At 36.3% G+C, this 26,063-nt stretch carries 24 protein-coding genes; 17 read left to right on the forward strand and 7 right to left on the reverse strand.

All coding sequences use genetic code 11. The features are described from left to right. Nucleotides 1-435 carry a YlbF/YmcA family competence regulator gene (locus J2Z40_RS03755; RefSeq protein WP_066393765.1) on the forward strand — a complete coding sequence of 145 codons (435 nt, stop codon included), beginning with the start codon at nucleotides 1-3 and terminating at the stop codon, nucleotides 433-435. A gap of 105 nt (nucleotides 436-540) precedes the next feature. Here J2Z40_RS03755 and J2Z40_RS03760 read toward each other — a convergent pair whose 3' ends face one another. The 3 genes from J2Z40_RS03760 to J2Z40_RS03770 are packed head-to-tail and all read right to left on the reverse strand — an operon-like array spanning nucleotide 541 to nucleotide 1,674. Continuing rightward, a complete protein-coding gene (locus J2Z40_RS03760; protein ID WP_066393766.1) occupies nucleotides 541-885 on the reverse strand; it encodes a hypothetical protein in 345 nt (114 codons plus the stop codon). A 59-nt stretch (nucleotides 886-944) separates the two neighbouring features. Further along, nucleotides 945-1,244, reverse strand: coding sequence for a hypothetical protein (locus J2Z40_RS03765; RefSeq protein ID WP_066393769.1), 300 nt, complete (start codon nucleotides 1,242-1,244; stop codon nucleotides 945-947). A gap of 34 nt (nucleotides 1,245-1,278) precedes the next feature. After that, nucleotides 1,279-1,674, reverse strand: coding sequence for a hypothetical protein (locus J2Z40_RS03770; RefSeq protein WP_066393772.1), 396 nt, complete (start codon nucleotides 1,672-1,674; stop codon nucleotides 1,279-1,281). Between the two features lie 266 nt (nucleotides 1,675-1,940). Here J2Z40_RS03770 and J2Z40_RS03775 point away from each other — a divergent pair, with 266 nt between their 5' ends. From J2Z40_RS03775 to mutL, 4 genes are all read left to right on the forward strand, one after another. Then, nucleotides 1,941-2,483, forward strand: coding sequence for an outer spore coat protein CotE (locus J2Z40_RS03775; RefSeq protein ID WP_066393775.1), 543 nt, complete (start codon nucleotides 1,941-1,943; stop codon nucleotides 2,481-2,483). A gap of 269 nt (nucleotides 2,484-2,752) precedes the next feature. Continuing rightward, nucleotides 2,753-3,379: a LysE family translocator gene (locus tag J2Z40_RS03780; protein ID WP_066393777.1), complete on the forward strand. Its 627-nt coding sequence runs from the start codon at nucleotides 2,753-2,755 to the stop codon at nucleotides 3,377-3,379. A gap of 180 nt (nucleotides 3,380-3,559) precedes the next feature. Beyond that, nucleotides 3,560-6,157, forward strand: coding sequence for a DNA mismatch repair protein MutS (mutS, locus tag J2Z40_RS03785; RefSeq protein ID WP_066393783.1), 2,598 nt, complete (start codon nucleotides 3,560-3,562; stop codon nucleotides 6,155-6,157). A 29-nt stretch (nucleotides 6,158-6,186) separates the two neighbouring features. Further along, complete coding sequence (mutL, locus tag J2Z40_RS03790) at nucleotides 6,187-8,061, forward strand: DNA mismatch repair endonuclease MutL (RefSeq protein WP_066393785.1); 1,875 nt, start codon at nucleotides 6,187-6,189, stop codon at nucleotides 8,059-8,061. Between the two features lie 181 nt (nucleotides 8,062-8,242). On the opposite strand, the gene J2Z40_RS03795 is transcribed toward mutL, so the two are convergent. Both J2Z40_RS03795 and mreBH read right to left on the reverse strand, forming a co-directional pair. Continuing rightward, complete coding sequence (locus tag J2Z40_RS03795; protein ID WP_066393787.1) at nucleotides 8,243-8,473, reverse strand: hypothetical protein; 231 nt, start codon at nucleotides 8,471-8,473, stop codon at nucleotides 8,243-8,245. A 1,091-nt stretch (nucleotides 8,474-9,564) separates the two neighbouring features. Continuing rightward, the gene (gene mreBH, locus J2Z40_RS03800; protein WP_066399242.1) at nucleotides 9,565-10,572 is read right to left on the reverse strand and encodes a rod-share determining protein MreBH; all 1,008 of its coding nucleotides are present in this window, start codon (nucleotides 10,570-10,572) and stop codon (nucleotides 9,565-9,567) included. Between the two features lie 362 nt (nucleotides 10,573-10,934). Here mreBH and miaA point away from each other — a divergent pair, with 362 nt between their 5' ends. The 4 genes from miaA (at nucleotide 10,935) to spoVK (ending at nucleotide 15,198) form a co-directional block, all read left to right on the forward strand. Further along, nucleotides 10,935-11,897 carry a tRNA (adenosine(37)-N6)-dimethylallyltransferase MiaA gene (miaA, locus tag J2Z40_RS03805; RefSeq protein WP_066393792.1) on the forward strand — a complete coding sequence of 321 codons (963 nt, stop codon included), beginning with the start codon at nucleotides 10,935-10,937 and terminating at the stop codon, nucleotides 11,895-11,897. Nucleotides 11,898-11,926: 29 nt separating this feature from the next. After that, complete coding sequence (gene hfq / locus J2Z40_RS03810; protein WP_053475754.1) at nucleotides 11,927-12,157, forward strand: RNA chaperone Hfq; 231 nt, start codon at nucleotides 11,927-11,929, stop codon at nucleotides 12,155-12,157. A 349-nt stretch (nucleotides 12,158-12,506) separates the two neighbouring features. Further along, nucleotides 12,507-13,769, forward strand: coding sequence for a CPBP family intramembrane glutamic endopeptidase (locus J2Z40_RS03815; RefSeq protein WP_066393796.1), 1,263 nt, complete (start codon nucleotides 12,507-12,509; stop codon nucleotides 13,767-13,769). A 481-nt stretch (nucleotides 13,770-14,250) separates the two neighbouring features. Beyond that, entirely contained in the window at nucleotides 14,251-15,198 is a 948-nt protein-coding gene (gene spoVK, locus J2Z40_RS03820; RefSeq protein ID WP_066393799.1) for a stage V sporulation protein K, read from the forward strand. Nucleotides 15,199-15,429: 231 nt separating this feature from the next. On the opposite strand, the gene J2Z40_RS03825 is transcribed toward spoVK, so the two are convergent. After that, nucleotides 15,430-16,032, reverse strand: a complete 603-nt coding sequence (locus J2Z40_RS03825) for a trimeric intracellular cation channel family protein (RefSeq protein ID WP_066393803.1) — start codon at nucleotides 16,030-16,032, stop codon at nucleotides 15,430-15,432. 222 nt (nucleotides 16,033-16,254) lie between these two features. On the opposite strand from J2Z40_RS03825, the gene hflX reads away from it, so the two are divergent. The 4 genes from hflX (at nucleotide 16,255) to glnA (ending at nucleotide 21,216) form a co-directional block, all read left to right on the forward strand. Further along, nucleotides 16,255-17,511 carry a GTPase HflX gene (hflX, locus tag J2Z40_RS03830; RefSeq protein WP_066393807.1) on the forward strand — a complete coding sequence of 419 codons (1,257 nt, stop codon included), beginning with the start codon at nucleotides 16,255-16,257 and terminating at the stop codon, nucleotides 17,509-17,511. A gap of 13 nt (nucleotides 17,512-17,524) precedes the next feature. After that, on the forward strand, nucleotides 17,525-18,796 hold the full coding sequence (locus J2Z40_RS03835) for a methionine gamma-lyase family protein (RefSeq protein WP_066393809.1): 1,272 nt from the start codon (nucleotides 17,525-17,527) through the stop codon (nucleotides 18,794-18,796). A 660-nt stretch (nucleotides 18,797-19,456) separates the two neighbouring features. After that, entirely contained in the window at nucleotides 19,457-19,852 is a 396-nt protein-coding gene (locus J2Z40_RS03840) for a MerR family transcriptional regulator (RefSeq protein WP_066393811.1), read from the forward strand. A gap of 29 nt (nucleotides 19,853-19,881) precedes the next feature. Then, entirely contained in the window at nucleotides 19,882-21,216 is a 1,335-nt protein-coding gene (gene glnA, locus J2Z40_RS03845) for a type I glutamate--ammonia ligase (protein WP_066393812.1), read from the forward strand. A gap of 72 nt (nucleotides 21,217-21,288) precedes the next feature. Here the strand turns inward: glnA and lexA are convergent, their stop codons facing one another. Further along, entirely contained in the window at nucleotides 21,289-21,912 is a 624-nt protein-coding gene (gene lexA / locus J2Z40_RS03850; protein WP_066393814.1) for a transcriptional repressor LexA, read from the reverse strand. 152 nt (nucleotides 21,913-22,064) lie between these two features. Here lexA and yneA point away from each other — a divergent pair, with 152 nt between their 5' ends. The 4 genes from yneA to tkt all read left to right on the forward strand — a co-directional run bounded on the left by yneA (nucleotide 22,065) and on the right by tkt (nucleotide 25,966). Further along, nucleotides 22,065-22,391, forward strand: a complete 327-nt coding sequence (yneA, locus tag J2Z40_RS03855) for a cell division suppressor protein YneA (protein ID WP_066393824.1) — start codon at nucleotides 22,065-22,067, stop codon at nucleotides 22,389-22,391. Between the two features lie 26 nt (nucleotides 22,392-22,417). After that, nucleotides 22,418-23,068, forward strand: a complete 651-nt coding sequence (locus J2Z40_RS03860; RefSeq protein ID WP_066393827.1) for a YneB family resolvase-like protein — start codon at nucleotides 22,418-22,420, stop codon at nucleotides 23,066-23,068. A 73-nt stretch (nucleotides 23,069-23,141) separates the two neighbouring features. Further along, the gene (locus J2Z40_RS03865; RefSeq protein ID WP_066393830.1) at nucleotides 23,142-23,375 is read left to right on the forward strand and encodes a DUF896 domain-containing protein; all 234 of its coding nucleotides are present in this window, start codon (nucleotides 23,142-23,144) and stop codon (nucleotides 23,373-23,375) included. 584 nt (nucleotides 23,376-23,959) lie between these two features. Beyond that, nucleotides 23,960-25,966, forward strand: a complete 2,007-nt coding sequence (tkt, locus tag J2Z40_RS03870) for a transketolase (RefSeq protein ID WP_066393833.1) — start codon at nucleotides 23,960-23,962, stop codon at nucleotides 25,964-25,966. Nucleotides 25,967-26,063 lie beyond the last annotated feature (97 nt).

Raw genomic sequence — 26,063 nt, forward strand, 5'->3', positions numbered from 1 at the left:
ATGGCAAAGTATACAAAAGATGATATCGTAGCACGTGCAAAAGATCTTGCAAGAATGATCGCTGAAACAGAAGAAGTGGACTTCTTTAAACGTGCTGAAGCACAAATTAATGAAAACGAAAAAATTCGTTCAACAATTTCAAATATTAAAGGATTACAAAAACAAGCAGTAAACCTTCAGCATTTTGGAAAAAAAGAAGCATTGAAGAAAACAGAAGATAAAATTGAAACATTGCAAAATGAATTGGATGCAATCCCAGTCGTTCAAGAATTTAAGCAATCTCAGCTGGAAGTAAATGAATTGCTTCAAATTGTTGCTAATGCAATTTCAAATACGGTAACTGATGAAGTGATTGCTTCAACTGGTGGAGATATTTTAAGTGGAGAAACTGGTTCACAAATGAAAAATAGTGATTGTGCCAACCATCACGAATAATATATACGAACTGAAAAACCCCCTGCTGATTATTCAATCAGTTCAGGGGGTTTTTATCTATTATAAAAAAGGAGGTTTAATCAGCCTATGGGTGGGTTGTGGAGGCTAATTATTTCTTAATAATTCTACTGCGCGAAGAAACTCTTTTCGGTATTCTTGCTGATCGATTAATGCTGCATTAAGGGTGGAGAGAAGGGATGCATTTAAGTTTGTCATCCCTTTTTCACCACCTTCTTTGCCCAAATAATTAAGAAGGAAGGTATATACAAGAAGCAAAGTCGAATAATTGTCAACATACGTTAAATTAATCGCCCGTCCACCCATTCCACCAGCAGCATGGTTATTAATGGATGGAATTCCTGCTTCTGCTGCCATTTCAAGTAATTCTTCTGGGACGCCGAGCTGTTTAAGCACCTCAGGGTCTAACTTTGGTTTACTTTTCTCTAGCAAATTCGCTACCTCCCTTCTTATTGGACAAATAGATTAAAATATAATTGTTGACCCCATCATTATGAGTGGTTGCTTTCAACTTGGTTAGAATTGTTCAATGAAATGGCATGTGAATCTCCACCATTTGCTACGTTAAATTGAGCAGAAAGAATCGGAATATTAATTAGGGATGCATTTGCAGCGAATCCGCCAAGTGATACTGGTACTTGTACAGGAAGGTTGACTTGTGGGCTATTTCCTTGTGCTGCGAAAGTAAAAGCTTTATATGCATCTCCATTGCTGCTAACACCATTGACTGCATGCTGATCTGGTTCAACAACATCAGGACGAATATCTTCGTAACATCTATTTGATAACATTATTTTCACCTCCTCTAAAGTACTGAAGCAGTGCTTACTGCCTATTTGAAGAGTTCTTATTCGGTAAATCGGATAGATCTAGGTCAAGTAAGGAAACACCATTTAATGAAAGTTTAATCTTTTGATTATCGTCAGATGTTTCAAAAACAGGGATCATCTTACTTAGAGCTGGAATAATATTTTGGACTCCATTGTTTCCTAAGGAAGTTTGGTTGAAAAGTCCATTGAGATTTTTTAATGGGTTTAACGAGTCGGTAAAATTACCAGTCATTGTGTTTGTCGTAAAGTTTCCAAGTTTATTAGTAACGAGTCCATTTAATGACTCTGCTAAGTTTTTTGATATTTTTTCTGCAAATTCTTTTGCATTCTCTCCTGTTAATTCTTCGCCATTTACATTAATCTTAAAATCTGAGTGATCAAAGTTTGCCATCCTGCTCACCTCCTTATCGATAATTTATTATATTGATGAAATAGCCAAGCTGTATCCGCATTTGTATTAGGACAAACATATATTTTTCAATTCACCCCGATTTCAAGAAAAATACCTTGCCTCAATGTAAGTAGGCACCTTCATCAAGAAAAAGCATACTATGAACTATGCCAATACTTTTACCTAACATTCATCAATAAATATCGCACACTAGTCTAATATCCCGCATAGGATGAATTGAAAATGAATGAGGAGGTTCGCTCGCAATGGGAGAATACAGAGAGATAATTACAAAGGCTGTCGTTGCAAAAGGACGAAAGTTTACACAGTCCAATCATACGATTTGCCCTAAACATCATCCAACTAGCATACTTGGCTGCTGGATCATAAACCATACGTACGAGGCGAAAAAGGTCGGAAAATCAGTAGAAGTCTGCGGCTACTATGACATTAACGTTTGGTATTCCTTTGATAATAATACAAAAACAGAGGTAGTTACTGAGCGTGTTGATTATAAAGATGTCATTAAATTAAAATACCGCGATCCAGACTGTCTTGATGATCATGAAGTAGTCGCACGTGTCCTGCAACAGCCAAACTGCTGTGAATGCGTCATTTCACCGAATGGCAATAAAATAATTGTTCATGTCGAAAGAGAATTTCTAGTAGAAGTAATCGGCGAAACGAAGGTATGCGTAGCCATTCACCATGACAAATGCGATTGTGATGATGATTGGGGACTTGATGTAGATGATGAAGAATTCGAGGATTTAAATCCAGATTTCTTAGTATGTGATGAAGAAGAGTAATAACTAGGAGGTTTACTTCCTAGTTTTTTCTTTTTTTAACGTTCCTTTTTAAAGGCTCTTTCTGAAAGATTGTTGCTTTTGAATCAAATGGTTGACCTACTAAATCAGTTGATTGGAGTATATGTGATTGGAAATCATCCTTTCCCATTTAGGTGTAATTTAGCAACAATGTTTGCGAAATTAGCTCTTTTTTAAAATTTCTGTTTATCATTCATCTTTTATCATATATAATAATTGAAATTTCAATTATTTTAAAAGGGGTGGGATGAATGGAAAACTATTTGCTTTTTGTATTTATGTCCTTTTTGCTCATTATTTTGCCTGGTCCGGATACGGCAGTTATTACGAAAAATACAATTGTAAAGAAGAAAGCAGCAGGTATACAAACGACTTTTGGAACGCTAACCGCTCTATTTATTCATACACTAGCTGCAGTGTTTGGCTTATCTGCTCTTATAGTCAAATCAGCATTCCTTTTCACTATCCTAAAATATGTAGGTGCGGTTTATTTGATTTATCTTGGCTGTAAATCTATCCTATATATTATGAAAAAACAGCCGGTAACAGATCAAGCCCCTAATCAAGTGAATAAATACGCAAATGAATCAAACTTTAAGCAAGGGTTTTTAACAAATTTACTAAATCCAAAAGTAGCAGTATTCTTTTTAACTTTTTTGCCACAATTTGCAGGAACAGGGGAGCATGCATTTATAGAATTTTTAGCGCTTGGTTTAACTTATACTATATTAACAATGATCTGGTTTTTCGTTTATATTTACTTAATCAACTTTGTCAGTCATTTTATGAAAAAGCCTTCTACAATGAAAGTAATGGAAGGATTTACTGGAGGTGTATTAATTTTATTTGGGGTAAAATTAGCTTTGGAAAAAAATTAGTTATAGATAGAATTGTAGAAAGCTGATCGCTAGCAATAGTTAATTCAAGAATGTAGCTTGCTTAAAGTAAGCTACATTTCTTTTTTGTCTAGCTAAAGCTGAAAAAGAGAATATGATATAATAAGAGGTAACAATGATAAATACAAATTTAAATTGAAGAATGAAATGTTGGAGGATACAATGTCATATACGCCAATGATACAGCAATATTTGAAAGTGAAGGCAGAGTATAAGGATGCCTTTTTATTTTTTCGTCTTGGTGATTTTTACGAGATGTTTTTTGATGATGCGATTAAAGCATCACAGGAGTTAGAAATTACATTAACAAGCAGAGAAGGCGGTTCGGAAGACCGTATACCGATGTGTGGGGTTCCCCATCATTCTGCACGCCAATATATTGAGCAATTAGTTGAACGTGGCTTTAAAGTGGCAATTTGTGAACAGACGGAAGACCCGAAGCAGGCAAAAGGTGTTGTTAGAAGGGAAGTTGTTCAACTTATTACACCTGGCACAATGATGGAAGGCAAAGCGCTTCAAGAGAAAGAAAATAACTATATTTCTACCATTACTCATTTTTCTGATAACACGTATGGCTTTGCATATAATGATCTGTCTACTGGCGAAACAAAGGTTACTATGATTCATACAGGTTTTGAGGAAGCACTAAATGAGCTTTCATTATCAGGTGCAAAGGAAATCATTATTGCAGCTGATTTCAATGAAGAGTTACAGCGGAAATTGAAAGAACGCACAGTCTTAACCTTTTCTGTTGAAGAAGATTGCTCCGTTAAAGAAGGCTATGAGCCGCTATTAGCAGAGATTGATCAAGAAAAGCTGCGTATTACAGCTGCGAGACTATTTAATTATTTATATCGGACACAAAAAAGAAGCTTAGATCATTTGCAAAAGGTTTCAATCTATCAGACACATCAATATATGAAAATTGATTATTTCTCCAAACGAAACCTGGAGCTGACAGAAACCATCCGTTCAAAAGGAAAAAAAGGCTCCCTTCTATGGTTGCTTGATGAAACAAAAACAGCGATGGGTGGAAGATTATTAAAGCAATGGATTGATCGGCCGCTCGTAGATGAGCTTGAAATTATTAGACGACAAACATTAGTTGAAACCTTGATTTCTTCCTTTTTTGAACGGGAGGAATTAAGAGAAAAACTGAAAGAGGTCTATGACTTAGAGCGACTCGCAGGAAGAGTCGCATTTGGGAATGTGAATGCTCGAGATTTAGTCCAGCTTAGACGCTCATTGCTTCAAATTCCATTTTTAAAGGAATTGTTAAAGAAGCTACCACATAAGGAGGCAGAGAAGCTTTCTGATCGATTAGACGCATGTGAAGAAGTCGTTGACCTTCTTGAACAGGCAATTGTCGATAACCCGCCATTAGTCATTAAGGACGGAAATATGATTAAGGATGGATATAACGAAGTCCTAGACCGATATCGTGATGCAACTAGAAATGGGAAGACATGGATTGCTCAGCTTGAGAAACAAGAACGGGAAAAAACGGGCATTAAATCGTTAAAGGTCGGATATAACCGTGTATTTGGTTATTATATTGAAGTAACAAGGGCGAACTTGCATCTTCTAGAAGAAGGAAGATACGAGAGAAAACAAACATTAACAAATGCCGAACGTTTTATTACACCTGAACTAAAGGAAAAGGAAGCACTTATTCTCCAGGCAGAAGAAAAAAGTATGGAGCTTGAATATGAGTTATTTACTGCGGTTCGTGAGCATGTAAAGGAATTTATTCCAAGACTGCAGGCTTTAGCAAAATTGGTGAGTGAGCTTGATGTCTTGCAGTGCTTTGCAACAGTCAGTGAAGGTCGGCACTATGTGAAACCAAACTTTTCAACAGACCGTCGAATTGTAATAAAAGATGGACGTCATCCAGTCGTTGAAAAGGTCATGAATGCGCAGGAATATGTTCCAAATGATTGTTATATGGACGCAGATAGAGAAATGCTGCTCATTACTGGCCCGAATATGTCAGGGAAAAGCACGTATATGAGACAAATTGCCTTAACAGCGATTTTAGCGCAAATTGGCTGTTACGTTCCAGCATCAGAAGCTGAACTGCCAATATTTGATCAAGTATTTACACGTATAGGTGCGGCAGATGACCTTATTTCTGGCCAGAGTACCTTCATGGTCGAAATGCTTGAGGCCCGAAATGCGATTGTTCATTCAACGAAAAACAGCTTAATTCTCTTTGATGAAATCGGTCGTGGCACATCCACATATGACGGCATGGCATTAGCACAGGCAATGATTGAATATATTCATGATCATATTGGAGCAAAAACGTTGTTTTCTACCCATTATCATGAATTAACCGTGTTAGAAGATGCCCTTCATATGGTGAAGAATATCCATGTGCGTGCCGTTGAACAAAATGGCAAAGTTGTCTTTCTTCATAAAATTAAAGAAGGTGCAGCAGACAAAAGCTATGGAATTCATGTCGCACAGCTAGCTGAATTGCCAAAGGTACTTATTCAAAGAGCGAGTGAAATCTTAGCTGGACTTGAACAAAAGGATGAAGGGCAGCCGATTCAAAAAGCGGCAGAATCGACTCCGAAAATAGCTGAACCGGATGCACAGCTTTCTTTCTTCAATGAACCAGTAGAAACAAAAGCTACAACTTTCCGTTCAAAAGAAAAGCATGTATTGGAAAAAATAAAAGAGCTGGATATATTAGATATGACGCCAATGCAAGCAATGAATATTTTATATGATCTTCATAAAAAAATAAAAAGCTAATACTAGCTATATCATGTGAGGTGTAGGCAATGACAAAAATCATCCAGCTTGATGATGCCCTTTCGAATAAAATAGCTGCTGGGGAAGTAGTTGAAAGGCCTGCATCTGTTGTTAAAGAACTAGTAGAAAATGCGATTGATGCAGGCAGTACAGTGATTGAAATTGAGACAGAAGAAGCTGGTCTTGCAAAAATTCGTATTATTGACAATGGGGATGGCATTGAGGAAGATGATGTACTGACCGCCTTTCAGCGTCATGCAACTAGCAAAATTAAAGATGAAACAGATCTTTTTCGTATACGTACACTTGGATTCCGTGGTGAAGCATTGCCGAGTATTGCCTCTGTTTCAAGAATCGATATGAAAACGTCCACAGGAGATATTGGTACTCGCATTCAAGTAGAAGGTGGCAAGGTTCAAGAAATAGAAAGGGCACCTGCAAGAAAAGGAACAGATTTAACGGTGTCAGATCTCTTTTTCAATACACCTGCAAGGCTAAAATATATGAAAACGATCCATACAGAACTTGGGAATATTACAGATGTTGTCAATCGTTTGGCACTAGCGCATCCAGAGGTATCTATTCGGCTTATTCATAATGACCGAAAACTATTGCATACGAATGGAAATGGCGATGTCCGCCAAGTGTTAGCAGCTATTTATGGCTTAAATATTGTTAAAAAAATGGTGCCAATTGAAGCACAATCTTTAGATTTTCGTATAAATGGCTATGCGGCATTACCAGAAATCACGAGGGCCTCCAGAAATTATATATCAACGATGATCAATGGCCGATTCATTAAAAATTATCCGCTGGCAAAAGCGATTCAGGAAGGCTATCATACACTGCTGCCAATTGGCCGTTACCCTATTGCCTTATTAAATATTGAAATGGATCCATTATTAGTGGATGTGAATGTACATCCTTCTAAAATGGAAGTGCGACTAAGTAAGGAGCAGGAATTAAATATTCTAGTAACTGAAGCGTTTAAGAACGCATTTAAGTCACAACAATTAATTCCAACAGGCTTTACAGAACCGAAAGCAGTTAAACCGAGAGAGGAACAAACATTTTTAAATTTGGATCATATGCCAAATGCTCGACCGATTCAAGAAACAAATATTGAAGAATTCAAACCAGCTTATATTGTGGAAAATATTGCAGAAGCTATGCCGCAGAAAGACGTTTTCTCCATCCAATCGAATGTTTTTCATGAAGAAAAAGGGATGAGCGTTCCTTCATATGAAGCAAATAGGGAAGCGATAACTAAAGAAGAAGATAGCGACATTCATTTTCAATCATCTGAGCAGCCTTTAGCATCTAGGGTTCCCCCTCTATATCCAATAGGACAAATGCACGGGACCTATATATTTGCTCAAAATGAAAAAGGACTATATATCATTGACCAGCATGCAGCTCAAGAACGGATTAAATACGAATATTTCAAAGAAAAAGTAGGACAAGTTGAAAGTGAGCTCCAAGAAATGCTCATTCCGCTTACTTTTGAATACTCAACTGATGAATTTATCAAAATTGATGAATACAAGCACGAACTAGAAAAAGTTGGTGTATTCTTAGAGCCGTTCGGTCATAACAGCTATATTATTCGCTCCCATCCCCAATGGCTTCCAAAAGGAGAAGAGCAAGAAATTATTGAAGATATGATTGAGCAGCTGCTTTCTATGAAGCGAGTTGATATTAAAAAACTGCGGGAAGAAGCGGCCATTATGATGAGCTGTAAGGCATCGATTAAAGCCAATCATCATTTAAGAAATGATGAAATCCAAGCATTGCTTGATGAACTAAGACAAACGACCGATCCATTTACATGCCCACACGGACGTCCAATCATTATTCAGTATTCGATTTATGAGATGGAGAAGATGTTTAAGCGGGTGATGTAGGATAAAGCAATGGAGAACCTTTGACGAGGTTTTCTGTTGCTTTTTTTATCATTTAGGAAAATATAAACTCGCACGTTGTGTAAAATTTTATGAGTAGTTTAGTCTACGTCCAGCTTCGGCTCCTGCTCATTTGTTATTTGTAGGATGATTCAAAAAATGATACCTTTGTCAGGTATCACAATTAGTCAAAGTATTTATTGTGATTATTACTTTGTTTATTTTTTGAATAGCTGCTAAATAAGTATTCTCTGTTTTTATCTGAATAATATTCACTTATTGGTTGTAATAGCCAGACAAATGCACCACCAATTGCAATGCCTATTTTCCAGTAACCGAGAACAAATGATGTGATAGATGCTATGGGGAGAGTAATTAGAATGCCAATTAATACATTTTTAAGATTATTTTTCATATTATCACCCTAAACATTTATTTTATTTTACTACGTTAGGGTCTATAAGAAGGTTTCAAAAAAATAACAAAAATAGGAGTGATTTTACTGTAAATATAAAAATCAGCTGAAAAAATAAGCAGTTTAGCACGGATTAAGTTATACCTAGGCATTATTGCAGTTATTAGAGTCACAATGATTGTTTTTTTAGCTGACAACTCAAACTCTTAAGGTTACCCTAAAGAGTTTGGTGGATAGGAATAAGCTAATAGTTGATTAGCTTTATATGTTTTTATTTGGCTTCTCAATGTATTTTTGGAATCCATAATTCAACAGAGAAAGGAAATAGTAAAGGACAAAAATTTTAGTTGAAGTGAATTTCTTGAATTTGAAATGTCCAATTTTTTGGAAAATCGGGCATAGCAAATAAGCAAAAATAAAGTCAATAACAAGATTTGAAATAGCATATAACGAAAATTTTCCAAAAGTTAAATGAAATATCCATAAATTAATTGTAAAAAACGGACCCAAGATAAAAGCTAATGCGTCAAATACCATATATTTGTAACCGCCCTTTACTTTCCACCAATTAAATATTGGACTTAACATTTCAATAATAAGTAGAAGAAAAGAGCAAAAAAATGTGACAGGTAAATACCTTTTAAAAGATTGTTTTGGCAGAAAGATTATAACAATTACCCATAAACAAATCGCATTAAATATTCTAAAAAAATTGGCAGGCATATTATTCACCTCGATTTTTTTTTAGTGTGTGAAATTTTAGAGGGATTATACATAAGTAAACACTAGACTGTGTGATAATTATTCAATGGAAGAGGATGCGTGAATTAAGTAGAAGGAGAGATAATAACAAATTATAGTTCAATTGAGAAATGACTGTAAGATTCGCATGTGCTAATAAATAGAAGAGATAATATTAAAATGAATTTCACGAAAGATAGAAGATGATAATAATATTATGTAAACTGTATAGAAATATCACAGCTGACTTTAATAACAAATTCAAGTATATAATAATATTATTATGTTAACTAATAAAAAGAGAAGAACAATGTTCATCTTGAACATTGTTCTTCTCAAGAATATCTATTTTATTTTACTGCTGTTTGCAACTTTCCAATATATTTTAAAGCTTTGCCCGTTCCAATAGCAACTGATTCTAATGGGCTAGGGGCTAGATGGACAGGGACAAAAATTTCATTTGAAATCCATTCCTGTAATCCATTAATTAGGGCGCCGCCTCCAGATAATATGACACCTCTATCAACGATATCCCCACTAAGTTCTGCTGGACAATCTTCCAAAGTTGCACGGATTGCTTCAAGGATATGCAGCAATGATTCTTTCATTGCATCACGAATTTTATAGGAAGATAAGGTGATTGTTTTCGGTAGTCCAGTTACAAGATCCCGTCCGCGAACCTCCATTGTTATTTCGTCATGGTCAACAAGTGCGTAACCAAGTTCAACTTTCACTTGCTCAGCTGTTCTTTCTCCAATAAGGACATTGAATTCTTTTCGAACATAATGAATAATGTCATCATCCAACTTATCCCCGCCAATACGAACGGAATGACAAGAAACAACGCCTCCATAGGAAATAATTGCGACTTCTGTAGAGCCGCCTCCGATATCTACAACTACATTGGCGACAGGTTCATCAACTGGTAAGTTAGCGCCAATAGCGGCTGCAACAGGTTCTTCGATTAAATGTACCTGTTTTGCCCCGGCATTTTTAACGGCATCATGAATGGCTCTTCTCTCTACACTTGTTGATCCTGAAGGCGTACATATGATGACATTTGGTTTTCTAATAGAAAAACCAGCTTTCTTTGTTGCTTTCGTCATTACATAACGCAGCATTTCTGTAGTTGTGTCATAATCAGCGATAACCCCATCTTTTAACGGACGAATCGCAACAATTTTTCCAGGGGTTTTTCCAATCATTTGTTTTGCTTCGATTCCAACTGCTAACACTTTTTTCGTTATTGTATCCATTGCTACTACAGATGGCTCATTATATGTAATTCCTTTATTTTTACAATAGACTAATATATTGGCAGTTCCAAGGTCAATCCCGATTTCATAAGTTGCTAACATAATTTTCCCACCTAATTCTTTCATTTTCATTAAAACCTTCTCATACGGTATCATGTTTTTTGGGGGTTCTTATGGATTGTTATCGAAACGTTAATGAAATGTAATGAAAGAAGAAAAATTATCCATAAACAAATGACTATTGTCGGATGAATAGGATGAGGTAAATCTGTTAATAATGCTTAGATGTTAGGAAGCCACTATTTGTCGTACATTCATACGATATAGGAAGTTATGTGACACAAAAATAGAAGAGGGTTAAAACAGGAAAGTATGATTACTTTGTGTTACGATTATAGAAAATATCCAAATTCATCTAATGATGAAAAGGATATTATCGTTGTAGTAAAGGCAGTGTGAACAAATTGAAAGAGAAAGATAAGCTTTTAGTGCTAATTGGTCCAACAGCAGTAGGCAAGACGAAATTAAGTATTGAATTGGCCAAACGATTTAACGGAGAGATAATCAGCGGGGATTCAATGCAAATCTATCGGGGAATGGATATTGGTACAGCTAAAATAAAGCAAGAAGAAATGGATGGGGTTCCCCACCATTTAATTGATATCAAAAATCCAGATGAACCTTTTTCTGTTGCTGAATTTCAACAATTAGTAAGAGAGAAAATAGCAGAAATTACGAGTAGAAATAAGCTGCCAATGATTGTTGGCGGTACAGGTTTATACATCCAATCCGTTATTTATGATTATCAATTTTCTGATGCACCTTCTGATGATTCCTTTAGAAGGGTGCTGGAGGAAAAAGCAAAAATAGATGGCAATGAGAAGCTTCACCAAGAATTAATGGAAGTGGATCCAGAAAGTGCCAGTAAAATTCACCCGAATAATATCCGTAGGGTCATTCGTGCTCTAGAAGTCATTCATTGTACAGGAAAAACAGTTAGTGACTATCAGGAGAGACAAGTGCCAGATTTATTGTATCAAACAGTGATCATTGGTTTAACAATGGAACGAGAAATACTTTATGGCAGGATAAATCAGAGGGTAGATCTTATGGTTCAGGAAGGACTTCTTCCGGAAGTGGAGAATTTGTTTCATCAAGGAGTAAAGGACTGTCAATCGATTCAAGCAATCGGCTATAAAGAAATTTATCAATACTTAAATCATCGTTCTTCTTTAGAAGATGCGATCGAGCAATTAAAGCAGAATTCACGCAGGTATGCTAAAAGACAGCTCACATGGTTCCGAAATAAAATGAATGTCGATTGGTTTGAGATGACAGCAACAATCAATTCAGCAAATGTAGAAAAAAAACTTAATGAAATTTCAACACATATTGAAGGAAAGCTACAAATAAAATCGAATACATAGTATTAGAGATAAAAGAGGAGGATATAAGGATGAAAACTTCTATCAATATTCAAGACCAATTTTTAAATCAGCTTCGCAAGGATAACACAAATGTCACTGTATTTTTATTAAATGGATTCCAGATTCGCGGACAAATTAAAGGCTTTGATAATTTTACAGTACTTTTTGAATCTGAAGGGAAGCAGCAGCTCGTATACAAACACGCCATTTCAACATTTGCTCCTCAACGTAATGTTCAACTCGATATGGATAATCAATAATTCATTATATATAGACATACAAAACCCGTTTCTTATTCGAAACGGGTTATTTTCATTATTTCATTCTGTAATAGATGTGTATATTTTGTGAATAATTAATAAGTAATATTGATATATATCTGAAAATTTCGTAACCTTAATACGTAAATTAGAAAATTATGGATTTCCCCATGTTATAAAAATTAATACTATGTATTTAATCCTCACACGATAATAAAAAAATGAAAAGATCTCTAGGACTATCAATATTTTAGATTCCTCGTATTTTCTATCTTCTTTGTTAGTAAATTTAAATTGGCTATGAACTTATAGAATCTCAGCATTTTGCGTTAAGGTGGTCTTTAAGAAAATGAAAGTATTTTCTCGGTGGACGATTAATAAAAACCTTGCTTTATTTATTATCCTAACAGTAGGATTGCTATTTATTGGTAGTGTTTGTACTGCTATTATTGCAAACAAGTACTTCCAGTCACCATATTTTATGGAATATGAATCTTTGCTACTAGCTGGTTTATTTTTGTTATTTTCTGTGTTTTTATACTTTAAAGGAAAATACGTATATATTTATACAATATTTATTTACTTATTTTTCTTTTCATCTCAAATACTTATGATTTTGGGTTTACTACATAATTCAAATTTTTTTATGTATACTTTGAGTGCAATATATCTTTTAGTTTCAATTCTGTTTATAATCCATATAAAAAATATTGATATCTTTCGAACATATCATGTTACTAAATTATCAAATCTAATAATTTCAATCATTTTAATATTTGTATTTGAAATAAGTGTTACACTATTCATCTTTCTTCGTTCAGATCTCATTCAAAAATTAATTTTCTCCATTCCAAGTGACATTATCTATGTTATACCTTGGAATCTACTTACTAGTACTATAAGTTTATGTGGTTGTTTATTAATAATTAGATACATAATGAAAATGAGAATTAAAGATTTATTTAGGGAAATTGGGATTTTTTCTATAAGAGATTTTAAAATTGGATTTATAGTTATTATAATTATTATTGTACTTCTTCAGATCGAAGGGGTTTTTATCAACTTATTTTTTGAGTATCCTTATTCGGCAAAATATGTTACAAGTAATTCTTGGAAAGAATCATTGACCTTCTTTTTAGATTTTTTGGGAGTTGGGATGCACGAAGAAATTATTTATAGGGGATTCTTATTTTATACCGTTTATTGCGCTATTGATAAAAACAAACAGTCATTATTTAACTTAATCATGGTTATCATCCTATCCCAAGCGCTTTTTAGTGTAAGCCATCTTCCAAGAATGTTAATATTATTTGATTTTTATTCGATATTAGATATTATATTGGGGTTACTCCAATATTTTGCTTTCGGTATTTTTTTTCTGATTTGTTATATTAGGACTAAGAGTATCTATGCAGTTATATTTATACATACACTTTATAATTACGGAGGTACACAATATAGTGTAGAATTCTTAGGATTCCTTGCTTCACATGCACCTTTTACAATCTTCTTTGTAATCACATTACTTTTATTCTGGGACCATATTCCAAGAGTGAGGAATAGGAAAACACGCAAAACTACTTATAGCAATGAGACGCAAACGCAGACATAATAATAGAATGAAAAATTTCATCTTTGTGGAGAAGAGAGGAGAAGACTCCTCTTTTCTTTATTCGCCTTATTCCAGTACTTTAGTCAACTGTGTCCTAGTAGGCGTGTCGTTTTTACACCTTTCCGTTTAGTTATCCGTAAATGCATTAAGATCATCTTTGCTTTCATAAGTTTCACGATTGCCATCTATTCTACAATTGTCTCCATTTGTTACGATTTTGCCTTTTCAAAAAGTTAGTAACTTAGACTAGTCGCTTTATCAATGTCTCCATTTACAAAATCAATCTTCCCACAAATTAAGATTCCATATTAAGCGTGGTTTTTTGTATGATTTCAGCAAAATCTTTAATGAAGTTCGCAGGGCTTGAATACATATAGATATAGTATTGTTTCTAAGAATCAATCCGTATTGGGGATATAGGCATTTGTCACAAAAAATACTTCTAGGCGTATACTGTTTTGAGAACGTGAGGTGAAAGCTTTTGGACCAGCCGATGCGATTGAAAAATAATGGTCAGATAAGCATTGTTTTTAATTCACAGAATCGAAAAATATTGACAAAGGAATTGCCAGAGCCACTACAAGTGTCTGATGAAATTCCACCAGAGCATACGGCACTCAAAGATATTGAAGAAGAGCTTAGTACTCTTGTTGGAATGGAAGAAATGAAAAAGCTGATTAAGGAAGTTTATGCATGGATATATGTAAATAAAAAGCGGGAAGAAGCTGGACTCAAGGCAGGCAAACAGTCTCTCCATATGATGTTTAAAGGAAATCCTGGCACAGGGAAGACGACGGTTGCGCGATTAATTGGGAAGCTTTTTCAGAGAATGAATGTATTATCAAAGGGTCATTTAATCGAAGCAGAGCGTGCAGACCTTGTTGGGGAATACATCGGACATACCGCGCAGAAAACACGTGATTTAATTAAAAAGGCAATTGGTGGCATCCTATTTATAGATGAAGCGTATTCGTTAGGCAGAGGTGGGGAGAAGGATTTTGGCAAAGAAGCGATTGATACGCTTGTCAAGCATATGGAAGATAAGCAGCATGAGTTCATCCTTATCCTTGCAGGCTACTCCAGAGAGATGGACTATTTCCTTACTTTAAATCCTGGACTGCATTCACGATTCCCACTCGTTGTTGATTTTCCTGATTACTCCATTGTTCAATTGATGGAAATAGGTGAAAAGATGATGAAGGAACGGGAATATGTTTTCAGCCATGAAGCAGAGAAAAAGCTTCGGGAACATCTTTTTTGGGTGAAAACACAATTGAATCCTATAAGCTTTTCGAATGGCAGATATGTTCGTAACGTAATTGAAAAATCAATAAGAGCACAGGCGATGAGGCTTCTCATGCAAAATACGTATGATCGACATGAACTAGTTACAATTAGAAGCAATGATTTAGTATTTGAAGAAGAGTAAGAAACAAAAGTGCAGGCGTCTAAGGTCTCGACGTACAAATTGGATAACTGCCCCTCTCGATAAGGAAACACCGTGAGCGTGAGCTAACCGTGTTTGACGCAATCGTTGCGGGGCAGTACTGAAGTTTGATAGGCGATCGGCGTAGACTAAACTACTCATAAAGTTATACACAACGTGCGATTTTATAGTTTCCTAGACAGAAAAAAAGGATTCCTGTACTTGGAATCCTTTTTACGTACTTAATTTTCGAATAGGTAGCTTCCATTTAAATGTATAGGAAAGTACTCTTAGACTAGTAATAATAATAAATAAAGCATAAAGTTCAAGAGGTGAAATTGCTATTTTAAGTCCAATAGCTAGACCACTTAGAATGGCCCATGCTGCATATATTTCGGAATTAAGGACAAGCGGCTTTCTTTTTGCTAGAAGATCACGAACAATTCCTCCACCACTTCCAGTTAATACAGCAGCAACGATAATTGCACTAAGCGGATGATTCATTTGTGAGGCATAGAGAGCTCCTTGAATGGCGAATGCAGACAGACCAATGGCGTCAAAAAAATTGCCCCATCTCTGCCAATGTTTTAATAAATTTTGTGGAAAAAGAAAAACTGCAGTAATTGACAGTAAAGCAATCTGAAAAAATAAGCCTTGTTCCCATAACGCAGAAATCGGAACACCTATTAGTAGATTACGAATAGCTCCTCCACCAAAAGCGGTCACAATTCCTAGAATATAAACGCCTAAAATATCATACTCTTCTTCCATTGCCACAATCGCTCCGCTAATGGCAAATGCTACAGTTCCGATCATACTTAATACTTCCCAAGTCATTTATGTTCTCCTCAAATGATGTGAAATTCGGTTATTAATAGAACAAGTATAAATTATCTCTATGAAAACATAATTTAATACATAACAAACAATATGATTTTATCAAAGATTGGAAGATTTACAATCCTTTTCTGAAATATAGTTGTTCAATATGAAAATTAGAGTTCATTTGTGATTTTTGTTATGATGTACAATAGAATAACGAGGAAAGAGGGTTATTGATTGGAAATTAAGACAGAACTTGAGAAAGTAATTCTTGTTGGTTGTCAAACGAATGTGGACGATCAGCGTTTTGGCTATTCGATGGATGAACTTGGTTCTTTAACAGAAACAGCTAAGGGGGAAGTTCTAGCTACTATTAGTCAGAAAAGGGAGCGCATCCATCCAGCTACATATATTGGAAAAGGAAAAGTGGCGGAATTAGTTGCATTGCATGAGGAGATGGAGGCAGACATTATCATCTTCAATGATGAATTATCGCCTAGCCAAGTTCGCAACCTTTCCAAGGAACTTGATGTAAGGATCATTGATCGCACACAATTGATTCTTGATATATTTGCCGGGAGGGCACGTTCGAAAGAGGGGAAATTACAAGTTGAACTTGCTCAACTTCAATATTTGCTGCCTCGTCTGATGGGGCAAGGGGTTCAAATGTCAAGACTAGGTGCAGGGATTGGGACAAGAGGACCAGGTGAAACAAAGTTGGAATCTGATCGTCGCCATATTCGGAGCCGTATTAATGATATCAAAACCCAGCTTTCTGTCATTGTGAAACATAGGGATCGGTATCGTGAAAGAAGAAAGAAGAATAAAGCATTTCAGATTGCCCTTGTTGGTTACACTAATGCGGGAAAATCGACTTTGTTCAATCGCTTAACTGAAGCGGAATCATTTGAAGAGAATCAATTATTTGCCACACTTGATCCTATGACAAGAAAAGTCATCTTGCCAAGCGGCTTTTTGACCTTATTAACAGATACTGTTGGTTTTATTCAAGACTTGCCAACAACACTTATTGCAGCATTCCGTTCTACATTAGAGGAAGTGAAAGAGGCAGATCTATTACTGCATCTTGTTGATAGCTCCAGTCCAGATTATTATCAGCATGAGCAAACGGTGAATCAATTACTTGAGGATTTAGGAAATGAGCAGATTCCACAAATAACGGTGTATAATAAAAAAGATCAAATGCATCCAGATTTTATTCCGATCGCGAAGACAAAGGCCATTCAAATTAGTGCTTTTGATGATCATGACCGCAACCAATTAAAACAAGTCATCGAAGAAATGGTGCTTGAAATGATGAGTTCTTACCATGTAGATGTTCCTTCAACAGAAGGAAAACTCCTTTCTCAATTGAAGAATGAAACGATTTTACGTGAGTTAGTCTTTGATGAGGAGAAACAATTATATGTGTGCAAAGGATACTATTTAGAGGATCATCAAATAGCTGGTCAATTAAGTAAATATAAGAGATAGATAGGAGAACATCATGTTTCAACATTTAACCTATGGGGAAAAGCTGCAGCCGATTGTTGAAGAGGTTGAGCAGCAAATTGCGACAATTACTAAACAGATTGAACAAAGAATCGATAGGAATCAATTTCGTGTCTTAAATAGTTTCCAAAAGTACAGAGTAAGTGATTCTCATTTCAATCCTACAACAGGGTATGGATATGATGACATGGGCAGAGACACCCTTGAAAGGATCTATGCAGATGTTTTTGGGGGAGAATCAGCTCTTGTTAGGCCACAGATTATTTCTGGCACACATGCGATATCTATTTGCTTATTTGGCATGCTACGCCCAGGTGATGAATTGCTTTATATGACTGGAAAGCCATATGATACACTTGAAGAAATTGTCGGTATACGTGGAAATGGGAATGGCTCGTTAAAAGAATTTGGTATTTCGTATAATAGTGTTTCATTAACTGATGATGGAGCAATTGATTACAATGCCGTGGCAGCGTATATTAAACCAAATACGAAGATGATTGGAATTCAAAGGTCCAAAGGTTATGCAACAAGACCATCCTTCACGATTGAACAAATCAAAGAAATGATCCATTTTGTGAAAGAGATCAAATCAGATGTGATCGTTTTTGTTGATAATTGTTATGGTGAATTTGTTGAAGAAATGGAACCATGCCATGTTGGAGCTGATTTAATGGCAGGTTCTCTCATAAAGAATCCTGGAGGGGGACTTGCTAAAACAGGTGGATATATTGTAGGGAAGACGGAATATGTGGAAGCATGTTCATACCGTATGACCTCACCTGGAATAGGTGCTGAGGCGGGTGCGTCATTATATAGTCTCCAAGAAATGTATCAAGGATTTTTCTTAGCTCCACATACAGTGGGACAAGCACTTAAAGGCGCTGTATTTACTGCAGCTATACTTGAAAGGTTAGGAATGAATTCATCACCAAAATGGGATGTGGATCGAACAGATCTTATCCAATCCGTTCAATTTGATGATCGAGAGAAAATGATTGCTTTTTGCCAAGCCATCCAATTTGCAGCACCGATTAACTCACATGTAACCCCATATCCAAGCGCAATGCCAGGTTATAATGATGAAGTCATTATGGCAGCTGGAGCTTTTATACAAGGTGCAAGCATTGAACTATCAGCAGACGGACCGCTTCGACCGCCGTATGTGGCGTATGTTCAGGGGGGACTTACTTATTCGCATGTGAAAATTGCTATTTGCCATGCATTGAATGGACTGTTAGAAAAGGGCTTCATTCAAATCAATTAATTAGTTAGTGAAAAGGAGAAACAGATTCTTTTCAACATCGTAAACACAATTCAATCAAAACAGCATTAGAATAATTCAAGGTAGTTTTAAACAATAATGTTTCACAGAAAAACGTAGAGGGTAAGTACCCACTGCGTTTTTTTAATTTAATGGCCAGTTCAACAAGTAAGTTTCTTTAGTTGATGAGATTGTCTTACTCCTAATCGAGTAACAAGCAGAAGTAAAATAACCGGAAAATTTCCGGTTAAATGCTGAATGAAACTCTTTTTAGGGAGAATAAGCGGAAAATTTCCGCTTATGTAATGCGAAAAGCGCTCATTTCTGAACTTTCTGAGTCAATAGGCGGAATTCCTCCGCTTATTTAAGTCTTTTTTATTAATAATGAGGAATTAAGCGGAAAATTTCCGTCTATTTATTATCACGTGTGCTCAACATGCCTCCCTAACCGTTAAATATGGACTTTCAAGCTCCGAAAACATCAGAAGCTTCCATCTTTTGCTGATAATTAGAACAAAGACATTAATATCATTCTAGTTCTGCCGTTATTTAAGCCAGTTTTTATTCCTAGAAAAATCTATGTTAGATTATCTAACATTGATTTGACAAGAAACCTTACATGATTTATAGTTATTTTCATGAAATGATGATAGGGTGAGAAAAGTGACTAGAAAAAATATTCGACGTTCGATGCCGCTTTTTCCAATTGGCCCAGTTATGCAGTTGACTGACCTGACTGCAAGACAAATTCGTTATTATGAGGAGCATCAATTGATTTCTCCAGCTCGATCTGAAGGAAATAGAAGAATGTTTTCGCTAAATGATATTGATAAGCTGCTTGAAATTAAGGATTTAATTGACGAGGGGCTCAATTTAGCTGGGATCAAGCAGTTGTTCTTCATGCAAAATAAAGATGTCCTCGCTGCTGACTTAAAGCCTGAAACGAAAGAACGTAAATTATCTAATGATGAAATTAGAAAGCATCTTAGAAAAGAGCTTGTGCAAGCGGGTAGATTTAATCAGTCAAATCAAGGAAATATTACTCGGCTTTTTCACTAATTCATACCTATCCTGAGGAGGAAATTTGAATGGCTAGATTTACAAGGGAAGATATTAAACGAATTTCAGATGAACAAAATGTAAAGTTTATTCGTCTCCAGTTTACAGATATTTTAGGTACAATTAAAAATGTTGAGATTCCGATTAGTCAGCTTGATAAAGCATTAAATAATAAAATGATGTTTGATGGTTCATCAATCGAAGGGTTTGTTCGAATTGAAGAATCAGATATGTATTTATTTCCTGATTTAGATACTTGGGTTGTTTTCCCATGGACTGCAGAGAAAGGGAAGGTTGCCCGGCTAATTTGTGATATTCACAATGCAGATGGAACACCATTCCAAGGGGACCCACGCAACAATTTAAAGCGTATTTTAAGTGAAATGGAAGAAATGGGGTTCACTGAATTTAATCTAGGACCTGAACCAGAATTTTTCTTATTCAAACTAGATCAAAATGGGGATCCGTCACTGGAATTAAATGATAATGGTGGCTATTTTGATTTAGCACCAACAGATCTAGGTGAGAACTGCCGTCGGGATATCGTTCTTGAATTAGAGGAAATGGGATTTGAAATTGAAGCATCACACCATGAGGTAGCACCTGGTCAGCATGAAATTGATTTTAAATATGCAGATGCATTAATGGCATGTGATCAAATTCAAACATTTAAACTAGTTGTAAAAACGATTGCTCGCAAACACGGATTGCATGCAACCTTTATGCCGAAGCCGTTGTTCGGTGTCAGCGGGTCAGGTATGCACTGTAATGTATCGTTATTTAGTGAAGGAAAGAATGCTTTTTTCGATGAAAATGGGGATTTGCAATTAAGTGATGTAGCAAGACAATTTATTGCTGGGACATTGAAACATTCAACAAGCTTCACAGCTGTAACAAACCCAACTGTAAATTCATACAAGCGCTTAGTACCTGGTTATGAGGCTCCTTGCTATGTAGCTTGGTCTGCTCAAAATCGTTCTCCGCTTATTCGAATTCCATCCTCTAGGGGAGTAAGTACTCGTGTGGAAGTTCGTAGTGTAGATCCAGCAGCAAATCCATATCTCGCAATGGCCGTTCTGTTAAAAGCAGGTCTCGATGGCATCAAAAATAAACTCGTTCCACCAGTAGCTGTTAATCGTAATATTTATGTGATGAGCAAAGAGGAGCGGATTGCTGAAGGGATTGATGATCTGCCATCAACATTGGCAGAGGCACTTATAAAGTTAAAAGAAAATGAAACGATTGTTTCCGCATTAGGTGATCATATTTTTGAACACTTTGTTGAAGCGAAAGAGATTGAGTGGGATATGTTCCGCACCCAAGTGCATCCATGGGAAAGAGAACAATATATGTCAATGTATTAATAAATGCAAGAAGGGATGCTTTTTCTAAGCATCCCTTCTTGCTATGTATATAAGAAATAAAGGTCAAAACTTTTAATGGATATCGCGATATACCCCGATTACTTTACCTAAAATAGTCACGTTACGTAGGATGATTGGATCCATCGATGAATTTTCTGGTTGAAGTCTGATTTGGTCTTTTTCCTTGAAAAACCTTTTAACAGTTGCTTCATCATCTTCTGTCATTGCAACGATGATATCCCCGTTATTCGCAGAGCTTTGCTGTCTTACAATTACATAATCCCCATCTAAAATTCCTGCTTCAATCATACTTTCCCCCATAATTTCTAGCATAAAAACATGCTCATCTGCTGGTGCGAGACGCTCAGGTAATGGGAAGTATTCCTCTACATTTTCAATGGCTGTAATGGGCATACCAGCTGTAACTTTACCAACGATAGGGACATTGATGACTTTGTAATCTAATCTTGGTGCCTCATCATCCATATCTAGTATTTCAATTGCACGTGGTTTCGTTGGATCTCTCCGGATTAACCCTTTTGTTTCTAATCTAGCAAGATGGCCATGCACAGTAGAACTTGAAGCCAAACCAACGGCCTCGCCTATTTCTCTAACAGAAGGCGGATATCCTTTCAATTTTACTTCCTCTTTAATGAAATTTAAAATATCCTGCTGCCGTTTCGATAATTTGATCATAATCAATACACCTCATATGATTTCTTTTCCTAATTATATCATCCTTTCCAATTAAGTACAAACATAAGTTCGAATTTTTGTTGACACAAAACAAATGTTCGGTCTATAATAAAATTAATTAATCGAACGTATATTCTTATAGGGGTGACATAATGGGAAAAAAATTGTGGAATCAATATTCATATGCTATTATTTTAATCATTTTAAGCTTGTTAACTTCATTTATCCTATTCTTTCAAAATAATGGTGCTGGAAAAGAAAATTTAATGAAGATTACTGTAAATAATGGAGATTCACTTTGGCAGATTGCAGAAGAGTATGCGGATGAACACTCAATATCTCCAAAACAGTTTGTGCAGTGGGTACAGAAAACGAACGAGATCACAGGTGATCGAATTTATCCTGGCGATGAGCTCATTATCCCTATTAAAATCACAAATGCGAATGTAACTGAATTAGCGAGCTCTGAAAGAAATTAGCATTAATCGAAGGGAATAACAAATACATGAATGCCGTTATCTACTGCCGGGTCAGTACAACAAAAGCAACACAGGAAACATCTCTTGCTAGACAAGAAGAAGAGCTAATGAATCTTGCGAATTCACATGGATTTGAAATAATGAAGATAATTAGTGAACAAGCGAGCGGCTATGAGCTTGAGCGTGAAGGAATTCTGGAGCTGATATCATTAATTAAAGAAAAGCAAGTAGAAGTCATTCTTATACAGGACGAGACAAGAATAGGAAGAGGGAATGCAAAGATCGCCATTCTTCATTGTTTGTTCAAAGAAGGAGTGAAATTATATAGTATTACTCATAATGGTGAGCTGCAGCTCTCTGAATCAGATTCAATGGTTTTAAATATTGTGGGCATGGTAGAGGAATACCAGAGAAAATTACATAATATTAAGATCAAGCGCGGCATGAGAAGAGCAGTCAAAAATGGCTATAAACCCGAAAGGAATTTATCCAATCTAGGTGCCCATTCGGGTAGAGAACGTATTGAGGTGCCAATTGAAGAAATTATTAGGTTGAGGAAAAATCAGTTAACTTTTTCTGAAATTGCGGCTACTTTAAGAGGCTTTGGCTATGATATTTCTAAAGCGACTGTCCATAGACGGTATCAAGAATATATGGAGGCAGAACTAGAGAAGTGAAGATTCTTGTCAAAAAAACTTATTTCTAGTATTATGGCATTTGGGTTTAATGTCAGATAGAAGGAGCTGAATTATGCTACCTAAAGAGAAACTTGCGCGAATTAATGTGCTTGCTAAGAAGTCGAAGGAAACAGGTTTAACAAATGCAGAAGCAAAGGAGCAAACTGTGCTTCGCAAGGAATATTTAGAAACCTTTCGTTCTTCCATGTTGACGACACTTAAAGGTGTAACAATCGTTGATCCTGAGGGAAATGATGTGACCCCTGAAAAGCTCAAAGAAGCTCAGAAAAAGAACAAGCTTCATTAAGAGGAGGAATACAATGCGATTGTATTCCTTCTTTACATATGGCCATTTCTATAAGATTTCTGCTTTTTAATCAACTGTTGCAGGGGGATTGTTCTGAAGAGAATCAAGCGGACACTCAGCAGACAGAGGGCGTCTAAAGCGGAAATCAACTCTTACCAACGTTATCTTAATTGGCAACAATGTTTGTGAAACAGGCTTACATATAGATATCTCTTTGTGACAAAATAAGACAAAGAGTGTTTTTTTGCTTGCGCTTTTGATACATTTTATTGAATGGCTCTTTTCGAAAAAATTGTTGTTTTTAAAGTAGTTGTTTGAATGATTTACCAAATAGTTCGGTTGATTGGAGCGGAAGGTGCGAGACTCCTGCGGGATGCGTGGGACAGCTGAGACCCCACAGGAGCGTGAGCGACGAGGAGGCTTAGCGCCCTCCCCGCGGAAAGGGAGCAACCTGGAGCGGAAATCAACATTTACCAAAATATGTAAGAACAACAATGGTTGCGAAAACATCCTATTGAATAAAACTGGAGCTGTCTATATTATTAAAAGGGTACCAATTATTTGTAGAGAGGAAGAATAAGAAAATGATCAATCAAAATGATGCTTTATCGATAAATGCCATTCGTACTTTATCAATCGATGCCATAGAAAAGGCTAATTCAGGACACCCTGGAATGCCAATGGGTGCTGCACCAATGGCATACACACTTTGGACTCAATTTATGAATCATAATCCAAAAAATCCAACATGGTTTAACCGTGACCGTTTTGTACTTTCCGCTGGACATGGTTCAATGCTGTTATATAGTCTCCTCCATTTATCAGGATATGATTTATCAATGGATGATATTAAAGAGTTTAGACAATGGGGAAGTAAGACTCCTGGACACCCTGAATTTGGCCATACTGCAGGTGTTGATGCAACTACTGGACCTCTTGGACAAGGAATTGCTATGTCAGTAGGGATGGCGATGGCTGAACGTCATTTAGCATCGGTTTACAATAAAGAAAATATGAATATTGTTGATCATTATACATATAGCATCTGTGGAGATGGAGACTTGATGGAAGGTGTTTCTGCTGAAGCAGCTTCACTTGCAGGACATTTAAAGCTTGGAAGATTAGTTGTTCTTTATGATTCAAATGATATTTCTCTAGATGGAGATTTAAATAAGTCGTTTTCTGAAAGTGTTGAACAACGCTTTAATTCATATGGTTGGCAATATATTAAAGTTGAGGATGGCAACAATCTATCAGAAATTGCAAAAGCAATTGAAGAAGCGAAACAAGATGAAACACATCCAACTCTTATTGAAGTGAAGACTGTTATCGGATACGGTTCTCCGAATAAATCTGGTAAATCAGATTCGCATGGCGCGCCACTTGGTGCGGATGAACTAAAATTAACGAAAGAAGCTTATAAATGGACATTCGAAGAAGACTTCCATATTCCGGAAGAAGTTTATGAGCATTTCCGTAAACAAGTAGTTGAACAAGGCGAGAAAAAGGAACAACAATGGCTTGAAATGTTCAATCAATATAAAGAAACATATCCTGAACTAGGTATTCAGCTTGAACAAGCGATCAATGGGACGCTGACTGAAGGTTGGGATAGCGAAATTCCGGTTTATGAAGAAGGCAAGAGCATTGCAAGCCGTGCGTCATCTGGAGAAGCTTTAAATGCCATTGCTAAAAATCTCCCAACTTTTATGGGTGGATCAGCAGACCTTGCTGGATCTAATAAAACAATGATTAATGGTCAATCAGACTTTACGCCAGCATCATATGAAGGACGTAATATTTGGTTTGGTGTTCGTGAATTTGCAATGGGTGCAGCACTTAATGGGATGGCTTTACACGGAGGACTTAAAGTTTTTGGAGGAACATTCTTTGTGTTCTCAGATTATCTTCGTCCAGCAATCCGCTTAGCTGCATTAATGAAGCTTCCGGTAACTTATGTATTTACACATGACAGCATTGCCGTTGGGGAAGATGGACCGACACATGAACCGATTGAGCAATTAGCTGCATTGCGTGCAATGCCTAATTTATCAGTTATTCGACCGGCTGATGGCAATGAAACAGCTGCAGCATGGAAATTAGCTGTTGAGTCAACTGATCAACCAACTGCACTCGTATTGTCAAGACAAAATCTGCCAACATTAAAAGATACAAAAGAAAATGCCTATGAAGGCGTATCAAAAGGCGGATATATTGTATCACCAGCTAGCAAAGATGTGGCAGATGCCATTCTAATTGCTGCAGGTTCTGAAGTGAGTTTAGCTGTGGAAGCTCAAAAAGCATTAGAAGCAGAAGGGATCTACGCTTCTGTTGTAAGTATGCCTGCATGGGATCGCTTTGAAGCACAGTCAAAAGAATATAAAGATACCGTTATTCCAAAAACTGTGAAGAAACGATTAGCCATCGAAATGGGTTCTTCACTTGGTTGGCATCGTTATGTAGGTGATGAAGGAGATGTCCTTGCGATTGATCAATTTGGCGCATCTGCACCAGGTGAAAAGGTCATGGAAGAGTACGGATTCTCTGTAAATAATGTAGTTGCTCGTGTGAAGCAATTAACTCAAAATTAATAAATTGTAAAGGAGAGCGTGTGATACGCTCTCTTTTTCTTACAATTTAATGAAATACTTGACATTCGACAAAACAAGAGTAAATTTTCGACGGCAA

Source organism: Cytobacillus eiseniae, from assembly GCF_017874625.1.
Taxonomy (GTDB): domain Bacteria; phylum Bacillota; class Bacilli; order Bacillales; family Cytobacillaceae; genus Cytobacillus; species Cytobacillus eiseniae.